This window comes from Pseudomonas sp. PS01303, assembly GCF_029959385.1.
Lineage (GTDB): Bacteria > Pseudomonadota > Gammaproteobacteria > Pseudomonadales > Pseudomonadaceae > Aquipseudomonas > Aquipseudomonas rustica.
In genome coordinates, this window is record NZ_JASCPK010000203.1 from 1 (window position 1) to 8,008 (window position 8,008).

Genomic DNA, 8,008 nt, shown 5'->3' on the forward strand with positions numbered 1-8,008 from the left:
GGCTCACTCCTACAGGGGATCTTTGCCGTACACAAAATCAATGTAGGAGTGAGCCTGCTCGCGATGGCCGCAACTCGGTTCCGGAGATTCATGGCTTAACCCCCGCCTGATCCTGCAAGCTGAATTTCTGCTTGAGAAACTTCGCCGGCGATGTCGTCAGGTTCTGCAACCACAGTGCATCTGATGCGGCTTGCTCCGATTCGACCTTCTTGCTCTGACCCTTGCCCTTGGCCTTGTCGAATTTCACTTCATCCGGTTTGGTCTCAGGCGCGTTTTTCTCGGCACTTTCGGTGTCTTTGAGCAACGCCTGCGCCAACGCCAGATTGGCCGTGGCCTCCGGGAATTGCGGCTGCAGTTTCAAGGCTTGGGTGTACGCGGCAATCGCCTCATCAAACTTGAAACGGCGCACGTAAATATTGCCCAGATAGAAGTACGCCTGTGGCGTGTCCAGCCGCGCGAAAGTCGCCAGCGCCAAGTCATAGTCAGACGCGTGATACGCCGCGACCCCTTTCCAGTACGGATCGACAAACAGCGCTGCTGCCTGAGGCAGGTGCCCGTGCTCAAAGGCCCAGCGACCTTGCTGATCGCGAGTGAAGAAGGCGTCGGTCAGTGCATTCGCTTGCGCCGGAGCCGGCATGCCACCCAGTCCCACGGCCAGCACCAACGCGGCCATCCAGTTCACGCTCCAGCCTTTGCGCACGCCGAAAAATGCCAGCAACAGCAACGGCCAGCACAGCCAATAACCGGCGTCTTTCCAGTGCAATTCACGCTGTTCGGCGCTGGCGCTTTGGAAGTGCTGTTGCGCGTGCAGCTCGATCCAGTCCAGATCATCGTCATTCAGGGTCAGGCTGCCGAGGGGCGCATCGACAGCAGAAGCCAACTGTTTGATTGCCGCTTGATCAAAACTGCCCAGTTCCGGGCGCCCGTTGGCATCGGTGCGCGGCTGCCCGCTGGCGTCGTGGATCATGCCGCCGTCCTCGCTGCCCACCGCCAGCACTAACACTTGCAACTGGCTGCCGCTCAACTGCTTGTCGAGGCCATCAAGTTGCGCGGTATCGGCGCCATCGGTGATCAGCAGCAGGCTGCCCGGCGTCTTTTCTGCGCTGAGCAAGCGTTTCGCCTGCTCAATCACCGCGGCGACGTTTTCCCCCGGTTTGTCGATCAACCCGGTGCCCAACGCCTGAATAAATGAGTCGAGCAGGGCGGGGTCGTCGGTCGGCGGCAACACCAGGTGAGCGCTGCCGGCGTAGGCGATCAGTGCCGTACGGGCACCGGCGCGACGCTGAATCAGGTCATGCAGTTTGTGCTTGGCCGCTTCCAGTCGCGTCGGTTGCACATCGCTGGCGTCCATCGACGGTGACAGATCGACGGCTACGATCAGCGGCGCGCGATTTTCGAGAAAATCCGGACGATCCTGTTCCCACGTCGGCCCGGCCGCCGCGATGGCGCCGAGAATCAACAGCGCACAGAGCAGATGCACCGGGCGCAGGCGTTGATTGTCTTGTGGCGTGATCAACAGGTGCGGCAGCAAATGCTCGGCGATGTTGCCGCGCAGCTGTCGTTGCAGATCTCGGCTGCGGCGCCAGATCAACGGCAACAATGCGCCGAACAGCGCGAGCAGGAGCCAGAACGGGCGCAGGAAATGGAAGTCGCTGAGGTTGATGTCCATCTCAGACCTCCTGCCGCTGACGGGCGAATGACAGCCGAGGCCACAGCAGCGCGCCGAGGTGATACAGGCCCAGCAACAACATCGCCGCCCCCAGCGGCCAATAGAACAACTCGCGTTGCGGCTGATGGCTGAGGGTTTTCACCTGATGCGGCGTGAGGCGGTCGAGGGTGCTGTAAACCTGATCGAGCGCGGAGCGGTCTTCAGCGCGGAAGAACTGGCCGCCGGTGGTTTTCGCGATCTGCTCCAGACCCGGCAGATTGACTTTGGCCTCGCCCGAAGCACTCGGGTCGCCGATGCCGATGGTGTGGATGATCACGCCTTTGTTGGCGGCCATTTCGGCGGCGTGATCGGGAGTAATCGCGCTGCTGGTGTCGTTGCCATCGGTGAGCAGAATCAGCACTTTTTCCTGCTCATGGGCTTTATCCAACAGCTTCAGGCTGAGGCCGATGGCATCGCCGATCGCGGTGTTCGGCCCGGCCATGCCGATGCCGGTGTCGGCCAGTAACAGCGACAGACTCGCATGATCGAGGGTCAGCGGTGCCTGCGGATAAGCGCCGCTGCCGAAGACGATCAGGCCGAGGCGGTCGTCCTTGCGCTTGTCGATAAAGCCTTGCACCACGTCTTTGACGGCGGCGAGGCGATTGATTTTTTCGCCGTTGGCGTTGGTGAAATCTTCGGTTTCCATCGACTGCGAAATATCGATGGCGAGCATCAGGTCGCGCACCGGTTGCTGACGTTCGATGGGTTTTTCAACGAACACCGGACGTGCCACGGCGAGCAAAATCAGCGCCCAGACCAACAGGTTCAAGAGTAATTGCCAGACGTTGCGCCGAGTGCCGGCATGGCTGGGCGCTTCGCCGACAGCGCGGCTCATCGCCGCAAAAAACGGTACGCGCACGGCGCTGCGCGCTTCGTTGTAGGCCGGCAGGTAGCGGTAAGCGAGCCACGGTAGCGGCAGCAGAAGCAACAACCATGGGTAATCAAGTTGCCACATGATGATGCTCCAGCCAGTCCTGACACGTGTCGAACAACGCCTGACGCTGCGGCGTGGGGAGGGCGCGCAGGGTGTCGTCGGGTGCGTAGGCGAGTTGCGCGAGTTGTGCGCTGAAATCCGCCGGGAGCGGTTTCTTGCTGTGCGCTTGCAAGAAGCGCTGCCAATCCTCCCTCCCCAACGCCGCAACCCCCTGTAGGAGTGAGCCTGCTCGCGATGGCGTCGCATCAGTCGATGAAACTGTTGAATGTACTGGTCCCTTCGCGAGCAGGCTCACTCCTACAGGGATCGCAGTGCGTTTGAGAGATTGGCCAGGCATTGAAAGCGCCACTCGCTTGAGCAGCTCGGGCAGTTCGCGCAGCGCATTGAGGTCGTCACTGCGGCTACGCAGTTGTGCCAGTCGCGCCAAGCCTTCCCGGCGGTATTCATCGCGGCGCCATTGCAGGTAACGGCGCACGCCAATCACGATTGCCAATACGATCAGCAGCCCAAGCAACACCCACCAGCCCCACGTTTGCGGCGCATAACTGACCGGCGCGGGCGGGGCCAACTCTTTGAGTTGATCGATGCTCGGGATATTCGGATTCATCGCCGTGCCCCGGCGCTTTTGCCCAGTTCGGCACGCAGTTGCGCGTGGGCTTCTTCGGCGGTGCTGAACATCATCAGCGGCACCTGACTGCGGCGCAGCAGGGTGGCGACGTCCTTCAAACGACCACCGAGAAAATCCCCCAGCGGTTGATGCACATTGCGTTTTTCGATGGCCAGTTCGACCTGCAACTGGCCTTGGGTAATCAGCAAGCGGCCATTGTTCGGCAGCTTCAATGCCAGCGGATCGTATACTTGCAGGGCGATCACGTCGTTGTGCGCCGACAGCTGGCGCATCAGTTGCAACGTACGTTCGCCGGCTCCGGCGAAGTCGCTGACGATGCAGATCAAATGGTCGTGACCAGCCAGCGCGAGGCAACGCTGCAAGACGTTGTCGAGCTGGTCTTCACCTTCGGCATCCGGGTTAGCCGCGTCGAGCGCCTGATTCTGTTCGGCGATGCGGCTGAGCAGCGCTTCAACGCGTTTACGGCTGCGCAACGGCGCGATGCTGTCGATACGTTGATCGTTGAACACCAGCCCACCAACCCGGTCGCCGGCGTTGAACACCATCCATGCGGCCAATGCGCCGAGTTCGGCTGCGAGGGCGGATTTGAAGCTGCGTTGCGAACCAAAAAACATCGACATGCGCTGATCAACCACGATCAACGCCGGACGATCACGCTCTTCAGTAAAGGTGCGCACCACCGGTTTGCCGGTGCGCAGCGAAGCACGCCAGTCGAGGTGACGCAGGTCGTCGCCCGGCTGGTAACGGCGTAGTTCATCGAAATTCAAGCCACGACCACGCAGGCGCGAGGCATGGTTGCCGGCAAGGATGCTGCCTTGCGGCTGACGCGCGAGAAAACTCAGGTCACGGGCCTTGAACTCCAGCGCCATCAACTGCGCGAGAGAAACATAGACCAGGCCGTCGCTGCTCTTCGTATTTGACATCAGGCCGGAATCGCTACTTTGTCGAGAATCCGATCGAGCACTTGATCGGCATTGACGCCGTCAGCCACCGCGTCATAACTCAATTGCAAACGATGACGCAGCACCGGGTGCACCACCGCGCGCACATTGTCCGGCGAAACAAAATCCTGCCCCTGCAGCCATGCATCGGCGCGGGCGCAACGATCCAGACCAATGCCGCCACGCGGGCTGGCACCAATCGAAATCCAGCGCGCGAGGTCTTCGTCGTAATCGGCGGGGTGGCGGGTGGCGTTGATGATGTCGATCAGATAACTGTCGATGGCCGGTGACACATGCACCGCGCTGACTTCCTTGCGTGCCGCGAAAATTACCTCCTGCGACAGGCTGAAACCCTTGCTCGGCGCGGTGTTGGCGCCTTGTGCGAATTCTTCGGCGCGCAGCAGGCGCAGCACCTGGCTTTCGTTGTCGGCGCTCGGATAATCGAGCAGCACTTTCATCAGGAAACGATCCATCTGTGCTTCCGGCAGCGGATACGTGCCTTCCTGTTCGATCGGGTTTTGTGTGGCGACCACAATGAACAAATCCGGCAACGGATGGCTGGTGCCGGCCACGGTGATCTGGCGTTCTTCCATCGCTTCCAGCAGCGCCGCCTGAACCTTGGCCGGGGCACGGTTGATTTCGTCAGCGAGAATCAGGTTGCCGAACAGCGGGCCGGGCTGGAAGCGGATCTCGTTTTTGCCTTCAACCTGATGCAGCACTTCGGCACCGGTGATGTCCGACGGCAGCAAATCCGGGGTGAACTGGATGCGGCTCATTTTCGCGTCGAGGTGTTTGGCCAGCGCCTTGACCGTACGCGTCTTGGCCAGCCCCGGCAGACTTTCCAACAGTAAATGGCCGTTGGCCAACAGGCCCAGCAGGATCTGCCGAATCACTTGATCCTGACCGAGCACCGATTCGGCGATGCTGGCTTGCAGGGCATTGAGGTCGGTAAGTGCAGTCATGGGGCAGTCCTTTGTGTCCGGGTCTAGAAAAATGCCAGGGTCATGTTGACGCTGAAGCCGTTGCCTTCAGGACGATTTTTGGTGTCGAACTCCGGTACCCAACGGGCGCTGATATTGGCTTGGGCATCGGCAAATTTCCCCGACCAGCCCACCACCGGTCCGGCGCCAACGGAACGACCGCGATAGCCGTTGAAGGTATCGGCGGTCTGGCCTTTGTCGTCGGTCAGTTGCTGGATATAACCCGCCGCAACGCCGGCGCTCCAGCCATTGCCGAAACCGTGGGTCCACAGGGCGTCGAGGGTGAAGATGTTGCCGTTGCGATAATCGGTGGCGTCGTTCTCGGTGTAGAACTCCAGACCGCTGGACAGCGTCAGCTCGCCACCCTTGCCGTCGAGGTGGGTGAACGCCACGGTCGGCATGAACGTGTAATTGTTCTGCCCCGGGTTGGCCAGTCGATCGTCGTTATAGGCACCGGTCGGCACGTAGATCGGCAGGGACAGCGAGATGTGGTTCAACTCGTCGAAGTGGTAACCGGCGGCGATCGGCGTGATCAGGGCGTCGGCGAATTGGGTGCCGGAGTCGCTGTCACCCAGTGTGCGCCCGCGCGGGCCGGTGATGCTGGCTTTGATGTCGGTGTACTGCACCGGAATGCCAACGGCCGAGGCGTAGTTCCAGCGACCTTTGCCGGTGTCCCAGACGTGGGTGAAGTTGGCCATGGTGTACGACACTTTCATGTCGATCCCGCCACTGACCGCGCCGGAAATCGGCGCCCCGTTGCTGCCTTTTAGCGAGCCGTCGTACCAAATGCTGGTCAACGACATGACCCAGCCCGGCTCAGGCGGCACGATACCGGCGTTGGAAAACACCTGTTGACCGGTAATTGGCCGGCCAACACCGCCCTCGGCGGCGTACAGCAGCGGACTGCCGATCATGCACAGCGCCAGTAACGGGCGCACAACGTAAGGCTTGACCATCAACGACTCCGCTTAAAGTTCTGGCTGTATAAATATTCGAATAGTGGCGCCGCCGGGCGCTCGGTCGCTGCATAGATAGCGCTCCGATCAGTTTGCGGGCTGGCGATGAATTCCTGGGCACCGACGCCGCAGCTGACAAACATCGTCATCAAGCTGTAGCCGGCGGCCTTGAGGGTAACCTGCATAGCGTCTTCCTTACTTGCCGAAGGTCAAGTTAATGCCGGTATACACAACGAATTGCGGCAGGCCGTCGCCTTTGCGGTCGACGGTCCACTGCGGTTCGATGAAGGCGTTGACGATGTTGCTGCCGGACTTCCAGGCTTTGCCCACACCCAGGCCGAGCGGGATGTAGTGGGTGTCGTTTTTCAGGTCGAACGTCCAGGTGCCGGTGGAGCGCAGGTACCAGCCTTTTTCCAGGTTATGGATGATGAACGGCTGCATGGTCGCGCTTTCAACGTGGGCGCGGTCGCTGTCGCCAGCGAAAGAACTTTGATACTGCACCAGTGCGCCGAGCAATCCGCGCGGGGAGGCGTCGATCGCGACAGCCGCGAGGCCCCCTTGCCATTTGCCGGTGCCGAGCTCGTCCTGTTCGGCGGTCGGCGCGGTGATCAGCGGGCCAATGCCCAACTGCACGCCTTCGGTTTTCAGAATAAAAATGTCGAACAGGTTTAGATCGCCCATGCCGGTGCTGTAACCGTTATGCGGATCGGGGCGGGTGCTGATGGGCAGCGTCGCGCGTACCAGTTGTGGCACACCGATAAAGTCGTTCGGGGCGATCGGCAACGTGCCGCGCAGCAGGACGTCATTGGTATGAGCGTTGCTGTCGTAGAGTTTGGGGGTGTAGTAGTCCTGCAGGTTGGCGCCCGGCGCCACGTTCAGCGGGTTGTTACTTTTATTGGAGTCTTCGGCGTTGTCTGCTTGCGCGAACGGCATAGCCGCCAGCGAACTTGCCAGAAAAAGAGTCTTCCCCACTCGATTGAACTTCATCCCCGATTCCCTGGTGGCTCAATGGACAACTCGGCACTTGTCGGCCGTACGGCGTAATCCCTTTCTTTTCAAGCCTCTAGGACACGTCTTGTTTACGCTAGCAGCTTATCCAAAGTCTGCCAGTCGAATGTATTAATTCTTTGGTTTTGTGTACTTGTTCACTATTCGGTTGTGTACTAAAAAGTTAACTCACCTGTAGAAGCTGCCGAAGGCTGCGATCTTTTGATCTTGCCCGTAAAAAACAAAATCAAAAGATCGCAGCCTTCGGCAGCTCCTACAGGGGACATCCGAGGTTTAGCTGTTTTTCTTTGCTTGGTCGCGGATGCGCTCTTCTTGGGCGCGAGCCTCAGGAGTGAACTCTGCGCCAAAGTCTTCAGCGGAAAATATCTGGCGAATCTCGATGTCGGAATCGGTGCCCGGCATAGGATTCGGGCAGCGCTTGACCCACTCAATGGCTTCTTCCTTGGATTTAACGTCCCAGATCCAATACCCGGCGACCAATTCCTTGGTTTCGATGAAAGGGCCATCAGTCACCGTACGTTTGTCGCCGGAGAAGCGCACACGGGCGCCTTTGCTACTCGGGTGTAAACCGTCCGCTTCTACAAGGATGCCGGCTTTGGCCAGTTCCTCGTTGAAATTGCCCATCGCGGTGAGCAGTTCTTCACTGGGCATGACGCCGGCTTCCGAATCGGCGCTGGCTTTTACGAGGATCATGAATCGCATGGCGGTTACTCCGAAAAGTGTGGGGTTCACTGCTTAATCGAACGGGCCGGACATGAATCGACAGCATGGTTGAAAAAGCTTTCTGTAGGAGTGAGCCTGCTCGCGATGGCGGTGTGTCAGTCAGCATTGGTGTCGTATGACATGCCGCCAT

Annotated in this window: 9 protein-coding genes; all 9 read right to left on the reverse strand. The window is 59.8% G+C overall.

Translation table 11 applies throughout. The features are described from left to right. Positions 1-88: 88 nt before the first annotated feature. The 9 genes from QMX93_RS28570 to QMX93_RS28610 all read right to left on the reverse strand — a co-directional run bounded on the left by QMX93_RS28570 (position 89) and on the right by QMX93_RS28610 (position 7,857). The gene (locus QMX93_RS28570) at positions 89-1,669 is read right to left on the reverse strand and encodes a VWA domain-containing protein (RefSeq protein ID WP_282358890.1); all 1,581 of its coding nucleotides are present in this window, start codon (positions 1,667-1,669) and stop codon (positions 89-91) included. A 1-nt stretch (position 1,670) separates the two neighbouring features. Further along, positions 1,671-2,663: a VWA domain-containing protein gene (locus QMX93_RS28575; protein ID WP_282358892.1), complete on the reverse strand. Its 993-nt coding sequence runs from the start codon at positions 2,661-2,663 to the stop codon at positions 1,671-1,673. Further along, a complete protein-coding gene (locus QMX93_RS28580) occupies positions 2,650-3,249 on the reverse strand; it encodes a DUF4381 domain-containing protein (protein WP_282358893.1) in 600 nt (199 codons plus the stop codon). Before QMX93_RS28580 ends, QMX93_RS28575 begins: the two co-directional genes overlap by 14 nt. After that, a complete protein-coding gene (locus tag QMX93_RS28585; protein ID WP_282358895.1) occupies positions 3,246-4,193 on the reverse strand; it encodes a DUF58 domain-containing protein in 948 nt (315 codons plus the stop codon). The genes QMX93_RS28580 and QMX93_RS28585 overlap by 4 nt, the downstream gene beginning before the upstream one ends. Beyond that, complete coding sequence (locus QMX93_RS28590) at positions 4,193-5,173, reverse strand: MoxR family ATPase (RefSeq protein ID WP_159812048.1); 981 nt, start codon at positions 5,171-5,173, stop codon at positions 4,193-4,195. Before QMX93_RS28590 ends, QMX93_RS28585 begins: the two co-directional genes overlap by 1 nt. A 23-nt stretch (positions 5,174-5,196) precedes the next feature. Beyond that, the gene (locus tag QMX93_RS28595; RefSeq protein ID WP_053120626.1) at positions 5,197-6,147 is read right to left on the reverse strand and encodes a transporter; all 951 of its coding nucleotides are present in this window, start codon (positions 6,145-6,147) and stop codon (positions 5,197-5,199) included. Continuing rightward, on the reverse strand, positions 6,147-6,332 hold the full coding sequence (locus tag QMX93_RS28600; RefSeq protein WP_282358900.1) for a hypothetical protein: 186 nt from the start codon (positions 6,330-6,332) through the stop codon (positions 6,147-6,149). Before QMX93_RS28600 ends, QMX93_RS28595 begins: the two co-directional genes overlap by 1 nt. 10 nt (positions 6,333-6,342) lie before the next feature. Next, positions 6,343-7,080 (reverse strand): hypothetical protein, encoded by a 738-nt coding sequence (locus tag QMX93_RS28605; protein WP_282358903.1) that lies wholly within the window; start codon positions 7,078-7,080, stop codon positions 6,343-6,345. A 348-nt stretch (positions 7,081-7,428) separates the two neighbouring features. Continuing rightward, a complete protein-coding gene (locus QMX93_RS28610) occupies positions 7,429-7,857 on the reverse strand; it encodes a YciI family protein (RefSeq protein ID WP_053120617.1) in 429 nt (142 codons plus the stop codon). Positions 7,858-8,008: the final 151 nt, after the last annotated feature.